14 protein-coding genes are annotated in these 14,123 nt (G+C 69.0%); 5 read left to right on the top strand and 9 right to left on the bottom strand.

Features of this window, described 5'->3' with window-relative positions; translation table 11 throughout:
- Nucleotides 1–124 precede the first annotated feature (124 nt).
- Nucleotides 125–1,129 (top strand): glycerophosphodiester phosphodiesterase, encoded by a 1,005-nt coding sequence (locus EPY72_RS11850; protein ID WP_134671531.1) that lies wholly within the window; start codon nt 125–127, stop codon nt 1,127–1,129.
- 48 nt (nt 1,130–1,177) lie between these two features.
- Here EPY72_RS11850 and phnE (EPY72_RS11845) read toward each other — a convergent pair whose 3' ends face one another.
- The 5 genes from phnE (EPY72_RS11845) to EPY72_RS11825 all read right to left on the bottom strand — a co-directional run bounded on the left by phnE (EPY72_RS11845) (nt 1,178) and on the right by EPY72_RS11825 (nt 6,094).
- On the bottom strand, nt 1,178–1,978 hold the full coding sequence (gene phnE / locus EPY72_RS11845) for a phosphonate ABC transporter, permease protein PhnE (protein ID WP_135806554.1): 801 nt from the start codon (nt 1,976–1,978) through the stop codon (nt 1,178–1,180).
- Nucleotides 1,978–2,796 carry a phosphonate ABC transporter, permease protein PhnE gene (gene phnE, locus EPY72_RS11840; protein ID WP_134671533.1) on the bottom strand — a complete coding sequence of 273 codons (819 nt, stop codon included), beginning with the start codon at nt 2,794–2,796 and terminating at the stop codon, nt 1,978–1,980. Before phnE (EPY72_RS11840) ends, phnE (EPY72_RS11845) begins: the two co-directional genes overlap by 1 nt.
- 4 nt (nt 2,797–2,800) lie before the next feature.
- On the bottom strand, nt 2,801–3,604 hold the full coding sequence (gene phnC, locus EPY72_RS11835) for a phosphonate ABC transporter ATP-binding protein (protein ID WP_135806553.1): 804 nt from the start codon (nt 3,602–3,604) through the stop codon (nt 2,801–2,803).
- A gap of 124 nt (nt 3,605–3,728) precedes the next feature.
- Nucleotides 3,729–4,844, bottom strand: coding sequence for a phosphate/phosphite/phosphonate ABC transporter substrate-binding protein (phnD, locus tag EPY72_RS11830; protein WP_134671535.1), 1,116 nt, complete (start codon nt 4,842–4,844; stop codon nt 3,729–3,731).
- Nucleotides 4,845–5,029: 185 nt separating this feature from the next.
- The gene (locus EPY72_RS11825) at nt 5,030–6,094 is read right to left on the bottom strand and encodes an iron transporter (protein ID WP_135806552.1); all 1,065 of its coding nucleotides are present in this window, start codon (nt 6,092–6,094) and stop codon (nt 5,030–5,032) included.
- A gap of 103 nt (nt 6,095–6,197) precedes the next feature.
- Between EPY72_RS11825 and EPY72_RS11820 the strand changes: the two genes are divergently transcribed.
- The gene (locus tag EPY72_RS11820) at nt 6,198–6,965 is read left to right on the top strand and encodes a hypothetical protein (protein WP_135806551.1); all 768 of its coding nucleotides are present in this window, start codon (nt 6,198–6,200) and stop codon (nt 6,963–6,965) included.
- A 22-nt stretch (nt 6,966–6,987) separates the two neighbouring features.
- On the opposite strand, the gene EPY72_RS11815 is transcribed toward EPY72_RS11820, so the two are convergent.
- Both EPY72_RS11815 and EPY72_RS11810 read right to left on the bottom strand, forming a co-directional pair.
- Nucleotides 6,988–7,719, bottom strand: coding sequence for a fumarylacetoacetate hydrolase family protein (locus EPY72_RS11815; RefSeq protein ID WP_135806550.1), 732 nt, complete (start codon nt 7,717–7,719; stop codon nt 6,988–6,990).
- A 78-nt stretch (nt 7,720–7,797) separates the two neighbouring features.
- A complete protein-coding gene (locus tag EPY72_RS11810) occupies nt 7,798–9,078 on the bottom strand; it encodes a DUF7405 family protein (RefSeq protein WP_135806549.1) in 1,281 nt (426 codons plus the stop codon).
- A 97-nt stretch (nt 9,079–9,175) separates the two neighbouring features.
- Between EPY72_RS11810 and EPY72_RS11805 the strand changes: the two genes are divergently transcribed.
- Nucleotides 9,176–9,478, top strand: coding sequence for a hypothetical protein (locus EPY72_RS11805; RefSeq protein ID WP_135806548.1), 303 nt, complete (start codon nt 9,176–9,178; stop codon nt 9,476–9,478).
- Nucleotides 9,479–9,495: 17 nt separating this feature from the next.
- Here the strand turns inward: EPY72_RS11805 and EPY72_RS11800 are convergent, their stop codons facing one another.
- Nucleotides 9,496–10,254, bottom strand: coding sequence for a hypothetical protein (locus EPY72_RS11800; protein ID WP_134671541.1), 759 nt, complete (start codon nt 10,252–10,254; stop codon nt 9,496–9,498).
- A 177-nt stretch (nt 10,255–10,431) separates the two neighbouring features.
- Between EPY72_RS11800 and EPY72_RS11795 the strand changes: the two genes are divergently transcribed.
- Both EPY72_RS11795 and EPY72_RS11790 read left to right on the top strand, forming a co-directional pair.
- Nucleotides 10,432–10,965 carry an Ntn hydrolase family protein gene (locus tag EPY72_RS11795; RefSeq protein WP_135806547.1) on the top strand — a complete coding sequence of 178 codons (534 nt, stop codon included), beginning with the start codon at nt 10,432–10,434 and terminating at the stop codon, nt 10,963–10,965.
- Nucleotides 10,966–11,267: 302 nt separating this feature from the next.
- Nucleotides 11,268–12,431 (top strand): tubulin/FtsZ family protein, encoded by a 1,164-nt coding sequence (locus tag EPY72_RS11790; RefSeq protein ID WP_134671543.1) that lies wholly within the window; start codon nt 11,268–11,270, stop codon nt 12,429–12,431.
- Nucleotides 12,432–12,450: 19 nt separating this feature from the next.
- Here the strand turns inward: EPY72_RS11790 and EPY72_RS11785 are convergent, their stop codons facing one another.
- Nucleotides 12,451–14,052: an ArnT family glycosyltransferase gene (locus EPY72_RS11785; protein ID WP_135806546.1), complete on the bottom strand. Its 1,602-nt coding sequence runs from the start codon at nt 14,050–14,052 to the stop codon at nt 12,451–12,453.
- Nucleotides 14,053–14,123 lie beyond the last annotated feature (71 nt).

The following is a 14,123-nucleotide window of genomic DNA, read 5'->3' as shown; positions in this document are numbered from 1 at the left end:
GCGAGTGGATAAGCGTTCGGCGCGCCGGTCCCGACCGCGCTCCGCGTCCGGGGTTAGATTCGGCCCGGTCACGAAACTATGAATTAATAATTACTTTTATCGGCGACGGCGTAGCTCGGGCGTCATGCTGGGGAAAATACAAGAACTGTCCCGACGGACGTTCCTCAAAGTGACGGGTGCATCTCTCGTGGGTGGAGCGGCGAGCGCTACGAGCGGGGCCGACGAGTCGACGGACGCCGAGCGACGGCCGCCGACCCAAGGCGGCGCGGACGCCGCGTCGCTCGTCGCCCACCGCGGGTTCGCCGGGCTCTACCCGGAGAACACCCTCGGGGCGATCCGAGGGTCGGTCGCCGGCCAGTCGCCGCCGACCGCCGACCGGGTGAAGGCCGACATGATCGAGATCGACATCATGCCGTCGGCCGACGGCGACGTGATGGTGTTTCACGACGACACGCTCGGGCGGCTCACCGATGCCCCCGAGAGGATGGCCGACCAGTACGTCTGGGAGACCCCGACCGATCGGCTCCGCGAGCTCCGGGTACTGGGAACCGACGAGCCCATCCCCAGACTCGGGGAGGCGATGCGGGCGATCCCGTCGGAGGTGGGCGTGAACATCGAGTTCAAGAACCCCGGCTCTGCGGATATCCGCTTCGCGGAGAACCTCGACGGCGAGGCGCTCGAGACCCAGACGGAACTGTGGATGGACCTCGCCGAGGACGCGCTCGCGATCGCCGCGGACCACGACAACGAGGTGCTCGTCTCGTCGTTCCAGGAGGGCGCGCTGGCGGCGGTCCGGGAGGTCGACGACGGCGTCCCGATCGCGTTTCTGTTCTGGGACTCCATCGAGGAGGGGCTGGCGATCACCGAGGAGTACGACTGCGAGGCGCTTCACCCGCCGCGCAACATGATCCGGGGTACCGACTTCTTCGGGAACGAATACTACGACGGTCAGGAGCCCGAGACGTTCGCCGACGTCGACCTGATCGCGGAGGCCCACGACGCCGGCCGGGCGGTCAACGTCTGGACGGTCCAGACGTGGCGGCAGGCCGAGCAGTTACAGGAGGCCGGGGTCGACGGGCTCATCGCCGACTACGACGGGCTTCAGCGATACGGCGCGGGCGCGGTCTGAGTTCCGCCGGCCCGCGAGGGGCCGGGGACCGAGTCCGGGGCGGTCTCGCTATCGGACCTTCCGGCGCATGTACGCCGAGAAGACCTCGCTGAAGACGACCACGCCGAGGATCGCGATCAGGATCGTCAGCACGTTGTCCCACGCGAAGGAGTTGATGCTGGTCGTGAGCGCTACTCCGATGCCGCCGGCGCCCACGAACCCGATGATGGTCGAGGCCCGGACGTTGATGTCCCACCGGTAGGTCGAGACGCCGACGAACGCGGGCTTGATCTGGGGCGCGATGGCGTACATCAGCACCTGAAACGGGCTCGCGCCGGTGGCCCGGATCGCCTCGACCTGCCCGTGGTCGATCTCCTCGATTCCCTCTGCGATGAGCTTCGCGGTGAACCCGATCGACCGGACCGCGATCGCCAGCACGCCCGCGAGCGCGCCCGACCCGAACAGCACCACGAAGATGAGCGCCCAGATGATGACGTTCACCGACCGGGTGAACGACACGATGAACTTCCCCAGGTAGTAGGTCGCCCGGTTCGGCGAGGTGTTCTCGGCCGCGAGGAACGCGATCGGGAGCGAGATCAGGACCGCGAACGCGGTCCCGAGGATCGAGATGTGGATCGTCTCGATCAGCGGCGGGAGGATCTCGGTGACGTACCCGAGGTCGGGCGGGTACATCCGGCTGAGCAGATCGTAGGTCTCCCGCGGCGCGGTCGCGGCGTACTCGTAGTTGATGTCAAGCGCCCGCCACGAGACCACGAAGGCGGCGACGGCGAGTCCGACCCCGAGCGCGCGGAGCGCCCGCTGGGTCGGCGAGAACCGCCGCCACTCGCGGTCGTCTGATTCTGCGGCCATCACTGGACCCTCCTGCGGACGATCGCGCTGACGGCCTCGCCAACGAGGACGATCGCGACGATCGCGAGGATGATCGTGAGGCTGAAGTCGTAATCGTACTTCTGGAAGGAGTTGAGCAGGGTCACGCCGATCCCGCCCGCCCCGACGATGCCGACCACGGTGCTGTGGCGGATGTTGATGTCCCACCGGTAGATGCTGAGTCCGACGATCCGCGGCAACACCTGCGGGAGGACGCCGTACAGCAACACCTGAAACCGGCTCCCGCCGACCGCCCGTATCGCGTCGAGTTGGCCACTGTCGATGTCTTCGAGCTCCTCGGCGAGCAGTTTCCCGAAGAACCCGATGGTCTTGAACGACAGCGCGATCACGCCCGCCAGCGGGCCGAACCCGACCGCCTTGACCGCGACGATGGCGACGATGAGCTCGTGGAACGACCGCGAAATCGAGATCACCCCGCGGCTAGCGTAGTACACCGACGACGGCATCAGGTTCTCGGCCGCGAGAAACCCCACGGGGAGGCTGATTAGGATGCCGATGACCGTCGCCACGATCGACATGTTGATGCTCTCGACGAGCCCCTCGACGAGGAGTTCGCGCTTGCGGGGCGTGAGCTCGGGCGGCACCATGTTCTGGACCAGATCCACCGCGGCGTCGATCCCCGCGACGAACCGGGCGAACGAGATCCGGATGTCCCACATGCTCCAGACCACGAACACCACGATGAGTCCGTAGATGACCCACTTGATGTACTTGTTGTAGAAGGCGCTCGGACGCTCCCACGAGCCGTACTCGGTCGACGTTTGCTCTTCGAGCGACATCCCATCACTCCCGTTTCTCGGTGGTGAGCGAGTCGGTCGTCTCGTCGGGCGCCGCCCGGCCGACTCGCGACTCCCCGCCGCGGTAGATCACGTCCCGACCCTCCTCGTCGAGCGCCTCGGGCGGCCCCTCGAAGACGATCTCGCCGTCCGAGAGCCCGACGATCCGGTCGGCGTAGTCGATCGCGAGATCGATCTCGTGGATGTTGATCAGTACGGGGATGTCGTCGTCGGTCGCGATGTCGGTCAGTAGCTCCATCACCGACCGGGAGGTCTCGGGGTCGAGACTGCTGGTGGGCTCGTCGACCAGCAGTATCTTGGGGCGCTGGATCACCGCCCGCGCGATGCCGACCCGCTGGCGCTGGCCCCCCGACAGCTCGTCGGCGCGGCTGTTGTCGTACCCCCCGAGCCCGACTCGATCGAGGATCTCGTAGGCGCGCTGGACGTCCTCGCCCGCGAACTTCCGACGGAGCGCCTTCCAGTTGCTGGTGTAGCCGAGTCGCCCCGAGAGGACGTTCTCCATCACGGTGAGCCGCTCGACGAGGTTGAACTCCTGAAAGATCATCCCCATGTCCCGCCGTGCCTTCCGGAGTTCGGCGGTGTCGAGGCCCGTGATCTCGGTGTCGTCGAGCCACACCTCCCCGGCGGTCGGCTCGGTCAAACGGTTGATACACCTGATGAGCGTGCTCTTTCCGGCGCCGCTCGGGCCGACGATGGCGACGATCTCGTTTCCCGACACCTCCATCGAGACGCCCCCGAGCGCCTCGTCGCCGGTCTCGTAGGTCTTGTGTAAGTCACTGACAGTAAGCATGCGTCCACTCCCCCGCTCCCGATACGGCTCTCGGCAGCTACCGAAACGTAATGCTCTTCTATGATAAATAAGTTGCATCCGTCGCGGCCGGGCCTCGGCCCCGACCGCGGTGGCCGCCCGGCGGTCACTCGCCGATCTCGCCCTCCTCGTACTCGACCTCGTTGGCCTCCTGGATCGTGAGGATCACGTCCCACGCGCTGGCGTAGTCGACGTCGATCCACTGGCCCCGGCCCTCGAACTGCTCGGCGATCGAGGTATCGGAGTAGTCGTACTCGAGGAACGCCGCCCGGATCCCCTCCTGAAGCTCCGGCGTGAGGTTGTACCGGTAACAGAACCCCGTGGTCGGGAACGGCCGGCTCGCGAACACGCACTTGATCTGGGTCGGATCGATCTGGTCGGCGTCGACCACGCGGGCGTAGCAGGTGCTACACACCGGCGCGCCGGCGTAGTCGTCGTTCGCGACCCCGAGCGCGCTCTGCTGGTGACCCCCGGAGAACTCGACCTCGTAGTCCTCGCCCGGCACGACGCCGAACTGGTCCTCGAAGATCGCCCGCGGCGCGAGGTTGCCCGAGTTCGATGTGGGTTCGGTGTGGGCGATGGTGTTGCCCGCGTAGTCCTCGACGCTGTTTATCTCGTCGTTGTCGGCCTGCGTGATGGCCCAGAGCCGATAGCCGAAGTCGCCCTCGTCGGACACCTGGATCGAGAACGGCACCGCGCCCGCGAGGTTCACCGCGAACGGCACCGTCCCGGTCGAGAACCCGCCGATGTGGAGCCGTTCGGACCGCATCGCCTCCACCTGTGCGGCGTAGGAGTTCAGCGGGAAGAACTCGACGGTCTTCCCGGTCTCCTCGGCGATGTTGTCGAGCAGCGGTTGCATCGTGTCCTGATACACCGCCGGGTCCTCGGTCGGCGCGAGCGAGAACGTCAGCCGGTCGGGATCGATGAGATCGCCTTCGGACTCGGGCGTCTCCTCGACCGGCCCGCCGTATCGCGGCTCCTCGCGCTCTTCCATCCGTTCGAGATCCTCGATGTTCCCGGTCTCGAACCCCTCGTCGAGAAGCACGTCTGTCGTCACCGGGAAGTCGAACTGCTGGTCGGCGCCGTCGCCGGTGGTGGTCTCTTGGCCCCCGGCGGTGGTAGTCTCTTGGCTCGTTGTCGCCCCGGCACGCCCCGTCAGAAACGCCGTCGCCGCGGTCCCCGTCCCCACGAGGAACGCGCGGCGCGTGGTGTCGTTTGGCATCGGAACCCCCACCGGGGTTGCAATGAATGTGCAATTTCTTCTTTTCTTATAGGCAAATATTGCCTATTTATTGGCGCCCGTCCGAGCCGAGACCGCCGGCGTCGCCGCGCCCGGGTCGGTTCGGCCATCGACGCCGGCGCGAGACGCGGTCATATCCAGAGACGACTACGCCGAACGCCTACCGATCAGGCTTCGAGCGTCAGGTCCATCTCGGGCATGTCGATGAACGCGGTCTCGTAGCCCTCGTGGCGCGCGACTCCCGGCGGGGTGTTGACCGCCAGCGCGAGCGAGTCGCCCGACTCGACGGCCTCGACGCCCGCGCCGTAGTGATAGCCGATCTCGGGACCGACCGCGGGTTCGAATCTGTCCTCGAACAGGGTCTCGCCGCCCCGCGAGAGGGTCCCCGCCAACCCCATGAACGGCAGCGGATAGCGGTTGTACGGCGTCCGGGGCGACACCGCGAGGTACGCCCCGCCGTCGACGAACTCGGGGGCGTCGTCCGGGCGGAACGCGACGAACTCGGCGTCGCCGCTGGTCGCCGATCCGAGCACCGTCCCGGGGAGCGCGTCGGGTTCGGGGACCTGCGCGATCGGGGCGTCCATCTCCGCGGGATCGAGCGCCCCGGCGTTCCCCTTCTCGTCGGGGAACTCCTCGTAGGGCAGGTCGCCGATCGTCGAGCGCTCGTGGTCGAACTCGACCTCGATCGTCGCCCCCTCGTCGAAAGCGTCCCGGAGCGCGCCCAGTCGGCGGGCCTGCATCGCGCCCACCTCGATCCGGGCGGTGTAGGTGCCGTCGCCGTCGAGGACCATGTTGTCCCCGAAGTGATACCCCATGTTCTGCGAGAGCATCGGCCAGAGGCTCCGCGAGTCGACGGTCTCGCCCCCCTTCAGCACCTCCGCGGAGACGTTCGCGCTCGGCAGGACGGTGCCGGTCTCGTCGTCCCAGACGGTCGCCATCAGGTGGACGGTCTCCTCGTCGCCCACGTCGGCGCGGTTGGTGTCCGAGCCGGTAATCGTCCAGAAGGCGTGGGCGTAGCTGTACATCAGCCCGAGCCGATACCGGCCGTTGGTGCCCGATCCGATCATCGTCATGCCGTCGCTGTGGGTGGGATGATACACCTGCGGCCCGCGGTCCTCGACGGTCGTGAACTGCCCGCGCCGGGCCGATTGGGTCTCGAAGAGCCCGGCACAGCCGGCGAGCCCCGCTGTCCCGAGCGCCGCGCCGGCGGCCAGTAGGTCGCGTCTGTCCATCATCCGAGCGTAGCGGCCTCGGGGAAATACGGATTCTGGTACGCGCGTCGAAACCGGATGAGTTCGGGAAGTTACTTGGGCGCCCGACCACCGTCGTTCGAACGTGCCCGCCGAACGCCGCCTCTCGACCCTCCAGCGAGACGCGCTCCTCGCGATCCTCGCGCTCGCGTTACTGACGGCGCCGCTGTGGCTCACCGCGACGAGCCTCGGCGCGGAGACGTACGTCTACGAGCGCGCCGAGGTCGTGATCGACGACGAAAGTGGAATCGCGTACGCGAACGACACGGGCGTCCCGCTCGGGGCGTCTGTCAGCGACGAGATCGCCTGCACGACCGCGTGGGCGGTCCGACCCTGCGTGTTCGAGCAGTACCTCGCGTCGAACAACACGGTCCCCTCCGAGATCTACACCAGCAATCCGGGGACGAGCCACTCGGTCCCGATAGAGCCATACGGCTACGCGCAGGCCGACGGCGTCGTCTACGAGACCGCCTACGTCGCCAACCGGTCGGCGCGCAACGAGGACGGGATGTATCGGCTCGACCTCGCGCTCGAACCGGTCGGAGCCGAGGAGGCGCTCCGGAGCGTCTCGATCGACGCCTCGACCGAGCGCCCGGACGCCCCCTCGGTCGCGGTCGAGGCCGCGCAGGAGGGACGCGCCGTCGCCCCCCGTGAGATCGAAGTCCCGCAGACGCCGATCCGGGTCGACGACGGGCGCTACTATCGGGTCTACGGGGCGCGGACGACCGAGCCGAACCCGTTCGGGCGACTGCTCCGGACCGGGCTCTCGTGGCTCGGTCCGCTGGTCGGCCTGCTTCTGAGCTACCGGCTCTGGGGACGAATCGAGGTGTCCTACGCGGGGAGTCGGCGCTGACCGACGGGCGTGGGTCGCCGGCTCACTCCGAGCGCACGCCGTGGCGCAAGGTCCCGACGCCCTCGACTTCGACCTCGACCTCGTCGCCGTCCGACAGCGGCGCGACCCCGGCGGGCGTCCCGGTCGAGACCACGTCGCCGGGTTCGAGCGTGAGGTAGGTCGTGATCTCTTCGAGGAGTTCCGGGACCGACCAGATGAACTCCGCCCGCGAGGACGACTGGCGGGTCTCGCCGTTCACCCGGAGCTCGACGCTCGCGTCGTCGGGCACCTCGTCGGGGGTCGCGAGGACGGGGCCGAGCGGCGCGGAGTTGTCGAACGCCTTCCCGCGAACCCAGTTTTGCTCGCGGTCCTGATCGTCGCGGTTCGAGACGTCGTTCATGCAGGTGAACCCCTCGACGTACGACATCGCCTCGTCGGCGTCGACGTTCCGGGCCTGCTCGCCGACGACGACCGCGAGCTCGGCCTCGTGGTCGACGCGCTCTTTCCCGTCGGGGAGCGAGACGGTGTCGCCGTGGCCCGACAGCGCGCTCGGCGGCTTGAGAAAGAGCAGGGGCCGGTCGGGCACGTCCTTGCCGCGCTCGTCGGCGTGGTCGTGGTAGTTCAGCCCGACGCAGACGATCTTCGAGGGCTCGCAGGGCGGGAGGATCTCGACCTCGCTCTCGTCGTACGTTCGGCTTCCGAACGCGACGCCGTCGTCGGTCCGCTCGCCGGTCCGGACGCTCCCGGCCGGGTCGCGAAATCGCACTTTGCGCATGAGGGTGCGTGGGAAGTCCGGGGATAAAGAGGTTCGGCGTGCGGCCAATGTGTCCGGATGGTGGGGACGCCGGACGGCTCACGCCGGTCGCGCCGGCGGCAACGCACGCAGTTGTCGGGGCGGGACGAGGTAGTTCCCGCGTCGGAGCACCTCCATGTACTGGAGGATGCCGTTGTTGTTCTTCTGGCCGACCGCCGACTCGTCGGCGATGTCGGTGCCGTTCATCGCCTCGCGGGTGTCCACGAAGTCGGCGATCGAGCGGTGGAGCGAGACGAAGTGGAGACCGGCCTCGTCGTCGTCGGTCGAGTCGAAGTCCCGCCGGAGGATGATCGGGTCGCCGTCCTCACGGGCGCGGGCGGACTTCTGGGAGTGGCCGACCATCCCCTTCTCGCGGGCGTGGTCGGTGGCGTGGGCGGGACAGCCCCGCTCGTCCATCCCGGCGGAGGTACCGAGGTTGTCGCCCGGCCCCTCCACGAGGCCCTCCTCGGCGTGGACCGGGCAGAACATCTTGCCCACGCGCTGGTCCCGGCTGTCTTGCTCGTACCACTGCTGGAGCTGGAGCCGGATCCGGGAGGCGTGCATCGTCGTCCCGCCGGCGAACGGCCCGGACTCGATCGTGACCCGGTCCTCGGAGGCCTGAGACTTCTCGAACCCCGACTTGAACCCCATGTAGAGCGGCGAGTCCTCGGGCACCGGCTCGGAGTCGGGGACGCCCCGGACGTCCTGATTGTCGGCGGGCAGGCCGTCGCCGACGAACCCCGTCCGGCGGTCGCCCCGGTCGAACACCCCCGAGAGGTCGGCGGCCATCTCGACGCCGTTGGCCGACGACGCCTCGCCGACCAGCGCCTCCTCGGCCGCCAGCACGACCGACGGGTGGTCGCTGGCGAGGTGGACCGCGGCGTCGCGGGTGTCTGGTTCGGGGTCCTCGAACGGGGCGAGCGGTCCCGGTTCGGGGAGGTCGACCGACTCGGGGAGGTCGGTGTCGAACCGCTCGAAGTACGACGGCGAGTAGCCGACGGTGAAAAGCAGGCCGTCGTGGCGCCGGGCGTAGGCGCGTTCGAGGCTCTCGAACGCCGACGCGGCCGTCTCGCGGTCGGCGTCGGTCGGCTCGCCGTCGCCGGCGTAGTCCAGCAACAGCAGGACGTGGTGGCGCGGCGGGCGGTCGTTGCCGTGGTCGTCGGTCGCCAGCGCGTCGCTCCACGCGTGCTGGCGGGCGGGCACCGACGAGAGGTCCTCGGGGCCGGCCGGCACGTCGGGCGAGTCCGAACGGCTCAGACACGCCGAGAGCGCCGACGCGCCGCCGATGGCGACCGCGGCCTTGGCGAACTGCCGCCGGGAGAGGCGTCCGGTGTCGTCCATCGCCCGACCCTAGGGACCGGAGGTGAAAGGGGATTCTGGTTCGTGCGTCGAAAGGTCGACCCCAACGCTTTCCCCGCCGGGGCGGGAACGTGTTAGCATGGAGTCACGAAATGCGGTCGGGATCGCGCCCCTCCTCACCGGCCTCGCGCTCCTCGGGACGACGGGCGAGTCGGCGCTCGACGCGCTCGGGACCGGCGTCGGATCGGTCGCCGACCTCGCGGCGCTCGCCGGCGCGGTCGGGTCGCTCGCCGCGATCGGGATCGGCGCGGGGATCCTGCTCGGGTGGCGGTCGTTCGGGACGGACGGCGACCGCGAGCCGAGTCGCGACGGTGCGAACGCCCGCCTCGTCGCGCTCGCGGCGGTCGCGTTCGCGCTCGGCGTCGCGGGTGCGATGCTGTAGCCCGCCCGCCAACGCCCTCAGAACGGGAAGCCGCCGTACCGGAGATACACCATATCGAGGATGAGAAGCAACTGGAAGAGCCCCTGGACACCCCCGAGCATCGCGTTTTGCTTGCCGATAGCGGCGATGATCGAGGGGTCGGGGTTCGCCGACTTCATCTCCCGGTACATCCGGAGTTCGCCCGGCATCAGGAAGCCAAAGCCCTGAACCGAGAGGATCGTCACGATGCCGAGCGCGACCGCGATCGTCGGGGTGGTCATCTGGAGGTCGCCGACGGTGACCCCGACCCACGAGAGCGATCCGACCGCCGCGAGCGCGAACGCCGCCTGCCACCGCCGGTCGCCGTAGGCGTCGAGGCGCCGGCCGAGCAGTAGCAGGATCGGGAGGAGGTTCGCGGCGGTGAACAGCGCGAGCCACGGCTCGGCGTGGGGGAACATTCCGATGCGCTGGGCCAGCGTGATGCCGCCCGCGATGGTGACGAACGCCAGCGACGGGAGCAAGAACGCGGTCTTTGGAGTGAGCCGCCGGAACACCGCGGCGCTTTGCTCGTCGTCGAGGCCGCCGACGACCGGACCCAGCACCGCGCCGATGAAGATGTCGATGCCGGTCCAGAGCACGCCCGTCATGACGTGGACGTAGGTGTGTTGTTGGATCGATGCGACCGTCACGGCGTAGCCGAGCGCCGCCAGCGGGACGAAGACCACCGCCACCGCAAAGGCGGGGTTCGCCCGCCGGCCGAGCCCGGAGATGGTACCGCGGATCGTCGCCGTCGACATGTATCCCACCAGTTGTATTTACAACTTAGATATGTATCTTCCGGCAAGCGAGGCCGCTTTGCGGGTCTGCAGGCGTCGGATCGATCGCCGTCCGGCAGGTCCCCGATCCGGACGACGGTCCCGCAAGCCGGACGGTCGGCAACAACGCACTTGCCCGACGCCGACGAACGGGTCTGTATGGCTACGATTCTCGGCGTCGAAGTGGACGGGGGCGCGGTCCTCGCGGGCGACCGGCTCCGGAGCGAGGGCGGCACCGTCGAGACCGAAAACGAGCGCTACGTCTTCGACTTCGACGAGGTCGGGGCGGCGGCCGTCGGCGACGGCGGTGACGTCGAGGAGTTCGAGCGCCGGCTCCGGTCGGAGGTACGCGACCACGAGACCCGGGACGGCGACCCCATGGCTCTCACCCGCCTCGCCAGCGTCGCGTCCGACCTCGCCGGCGAACTCGGCGTCGAGGCGGTCGTCGCGGCCCGCGACGAGGACGGCGTCCCCCGGATCCGGGCGATCGGCGCCGACGGCGGCGTCCGCACCGATCCGACGGCGGCGCTCGGGAGCGGCGCGCAGTTCGCGGTCGGCATCCTCGACGGCGCGGACCGGAACGTCGATCTCGACGCGGGCGAACGACTCCTTCGGGACGCGCTCGACACCGCGGCCGAGCGCGACACGGGGACGGGCGAGGAAGTCGACGCGTACCGACTCGGCGACGGATAAGCCCCGCCTACGTCCGATCCGAGGTCCCACTGGCGGGCGCAACGCGAAGCCGGCGGTCGGGCGGCCGGGGCGAGCCGCGGCGTCGGTCGACCGTCGGCCGACCCTACTCGGGTTACGTCGGACCTGTGAGACGGCGCCCCGGCTCGCGGGGCAAAACCGTACTGAGGATTTATACCGCGGGGCGTGGTCCCGGAGTTCGGGGGCTACGGAATGAGTATCACTCAGTACGGGGCGCGTGTATCGACCGCAGGCGGCGTCCACCCGATCGACAGGAGTCCGTTGACCGCGCGGGGGTGGTCGGCGTGAAACTCGCGATGATCGGCTTCGGGCAGGCCGGCGGGAAGATCGTCGACAAGTTCATCGAGTACGACCGACGGACCGGGAGTCAGGCCGTCCGTTCGGCGGTCGCGGTCAACACCGCGAAGGCCGACCTGATGGGACTGGAGTACGTCCCCGAGGACAATCAGGTCCTGATCGGCCAGTCGCGGGTGAAAGGCCACGGCGTCGGCGCCGACAACGAACTCGGCGCCGAACTGGCCGAAGAGGACATCGACGAGGTCCAGAGCGCCATCGACAACGTCCCGATCCACGACATCGACGCGTTCCTGATCGTCGCGGGGATGGGCGGGGGCACCGGGTCGGGCGGCGCGCCCGTCCTCGCGAAGTACCTCAAACGGATCTACACCGAACCTGTGTACGGGCTGGGCGTCCTGCCGGCCCGCGACGAGGGCGGCATCTACACCCTGAACGCCGCCCGGTCGTTCCAGACGTTCACCCGCGAGGTCGACAATCTGCTGGTGTTCGACAACGACGCGTGGCGCGAGTCCGGCGAGAGCATGGGGTCGGGCTACGACCGGATCAACGAGGAGATCGTCCGACGGTTCGGCATCCTGTTCGGCGCGGGCGAAGTCGGCGACGGCGGCGAGGTCGGCGAGAGCGTCGTCGATTCGAGCGAGATCATCAACACGCTCTCGACCGGCGGCGTCTCGACCGTCGGCTACGCCGCCGAGGCGGTCGACAACGACACCGGCCTGCTCTCGCGGTTCACGAGCGACGACGGCGTCGACGCGACCCACGCCACCAACCGGCTCACCAGCCTCGTCCGGAAGGCGGCGCTCGGTCGGCTCACCCTACCCTGCGAGATCGAGAGCGCCGAGCGGTCGCTGTTCGTCGCCAGCGGCCCCTCTCGGTACCTCAATCGGAAGGGGATCGAGAAGAGCCGCAAGTGGCTCGAACGCGAGACCGAGTCGATGGAGGTCCGGGGCGGCGACTACCCGGTCGGAGACGCCGACCACGTCGCGGGCGTCGTCTTGCTGTCGGGCGTCTCGGAGGTGCCGCGGGTCGACGAACTCCAGTCGGTCGCGATCGAGGCCCAGGACAACATCGACGAGCTCCGGGCCGAGAGCGACGAGCAGACGACCGACCTCATCGAAGACGAGGACGGCGAACTCGACCCGCTGTTCTGAGCGCGGCCGCGCGCCGCCGTCACGCCGGGCCGCCGCCGTCGGCGTCGTCCAGCGTCTCGAAGACGATGACGCCGTCGTTCTCGAAGACGATCTCGTAGCGCGGCGAGAGATGCATCGACATCGCCAGCTGGCTCGTTCGCTGGAACTCCATCCCACGGACCGTAAACCGGCCCTTCGGGAGGTAGACGTAGTCGGGGCTCACCCCCGCGGTCGACAGCGTCGCGGTCATACACTGGGCGCTGTTGCACGAGGAGACGTCCCGAAACAGCTCCAGCTGTCGGGTGTAGGGCTCGTCGCCCTTCCACTCGACGCCCCACGGCCCGACGAGCATCGTCCGGTGTGTCTGCTGGGGGAACCACTCGGCGGCGTCGCCCTGCACGACGAAGGTGGCGTCGGGGGCGGTCGAGCGCTCGACCCACGCCATCGCCGCCTCGTCGGTCCCGTCGACGAACTGGGGGAGCGAGGGACTGCCCGAGTGAGCGTTCACCTCGCCGGAGACGTACATCGCGCCGGACGCGACCCCGACCGCCGCGAGCACGACGAGCGCGACCGTGACGACGCTCCGACTCCCGACCGCGGGTCCGGAGCCGCGAGCCAGCCATCCGCCGACGCCCTCGATCAGGAGCACCGCCACGACGAACGCGCCGACGAGTAACGAGAACCGGGGCTTACCGAGCGTCACGGTGACCCCGAGGAACCACGCCGGCAGGAAGTACCGACGCTCCCGGAGCAGGTAGAAGAGCCCCGCGAGCGGAATCGCCTGCCAGAGCATCTCCACCATCGATATGTCGACGCTCATGAAGTCCGACACCGTCGGCAGGCCGCCGCCGATGCCGCCGTGGGTGCCCGCCGCGCCGGTGAACACCCCGACGCCGTGGGCGGCCATCACCTGCGTCCACCACGGGGCGGCGAGGGCGACGCCGCCGACTCCGACGATTAGCCCGCGCTTGAGCCCCCACGCGGTCCGGTCGAACCGCAGGTACAGCAGGACGTACGACAGCGCGAAGAACACGGTGTAGACGGGATGGGTCAGCGCGGTCAGCGCGAACAGCGCCAGCGACGGGACCGCCCACCGACTGTCGCGGTCGCGGTAGAGGCGCAGTCCCGCGTAGAGTCCCGACAGCGCGAACAGGAAGGCGGGCGCGCGGACGATGCCGCCCGCCGAGATGTGCCACCGGAGCACCGGCGGGCTGACCGCGACGATCAGCGTGGTGACCGCCGCCTGCGGCCGCGACTCGAGCAGGTCTCGGGCCAGCAGATACAGCGGCACGAGATACGCGACGGTCACCACGCCCGGGATCACCCGGCTGATCGCGAACGGACCGGCGCCCGACAGCTCCCGGATCACCGCGGTCACGTAGAACATCAGCGGCGGGTACGCGAACGGGACGCCCTCGTCGGTGTAGTAGGGGATGGTCTCGGGCAGTGCGTACCCGTTCTCGGCGATCCGTTCGGCGATGAGCATGTAGAGCCCTGCCCCGAACGAGGGGTACGGGTGGGTCTCCAGATAGACGACGACGAGACAGACCGCCGACAGCACCGCGGGCGCGAGCCAGAACAGCTCGCTCGCGACGCCGCGCTCTCGCACCGTCGTCTCGCCTGCGAGGTTCTGTTCGGTCATGGGAGGTGGTCCTGCGTCCGAGTCGGACGCGCGCTCTCGGTGGCGATTGGTCGCGGCCGGTCTTTGTTATC

This window comes from Halorussus marinus (assembly GCF_004765795.1).
Taxonomy (GTDB): Archaea; Halobacteriota; Halobacteria; order Halobacteriales; family Haladaptataceae; genus Halorussus; species Halorussus marinus.
The sequence above is the reverse complement of the archived record's forward strand: the minus strand, read 5'-3'. Positions and strand labels throughout refer to the sequence as shown.

Bases quoted from the DNA above. Each gene is read 5' to 3' on its own strand.
- EPY72_RS11850 (WP_134671531.1), top strand. From the start codon at position 125: ATGCTGGGGAAAATACAAGAACTGTCCCGACGGACGTTCCTCAAAGTG.
- phnE (WP_135806554.1), bottom strand. From the start codon at position 1,978: ATGGCCGCAGAATCAGACGACCGCGAGTGGCGGCGGTTCTCGCCGACC.
- phnE (WP_134671533.1), bottom strand. From the start codon at position 2,796: ATGTCGCTCGAAGAGCAAACGTCGACCGAGTACGGCTCGTGGGAGCGT.
- phnC (WP_135806553.1), bottom strand. From the start codon at position 3,604: ATGCTTACTGTCAGTGACTTACACAAGACCTACGAGACCGGCGACGAG.
- phnD (WP_134671535.1), bottom strand. From the start codon at position 4,844: ATGCCAAACGACACCACGCGCCGCGCGTTCCTCGTGGGGACGGGGACC.
- EPY72_RS11825 (WP_135806552.1), bottom strand. From the start codon at position 6,094: ATGGACAGACGCGACCTACTGGCCGCCGGCGCGGCGCTCGGGACAGCG.
- EPY72_RS11815 (WP_135806550.1), bottom strand. From the start codon at position 7,719: ATGCGCAAAGTGCGATTTCGCGACCCGGCCGGGAGCGTCCGGACCGGC.
- EPY72_RS11810 (WP_135806549.1), bottom strand. From the start codon at position 9,078: ATGGACGACACCGGACGCCTCTCCCGGCGGCAGTTCGCCAAGGCCGCG.
- EPY72_RS11805 (WP_135806548.1), top strand. From the start codon at position 9,176: ATGGAGTCACGAAATGCGGTCGGGATCGCGCCCCTCCTCACCGGCCTC.
- EPY72_RS11800 (WP_134671541.1), bottom strand. From the start codon at position 10,254: ATGTCGACGGCGACGATCCGCGGTACCATCTCCGGGCTCGGCCGGCGG.
- EPY72_RS11795 (WP_135806547.1), top strand. From the start codon at position 10,432: ATGGCTACGATTCTCGGCGTCGAAGTGGACGGGGGCGCGGTCCTCGCG.
- EPY72_RS11785 (WP_135806546.1), bottom strand. From the start codon at position 14,052: ATGACCGAACAGAACCTCGCAGGCGAGACGACGGTGCGAGAGCGCGGC.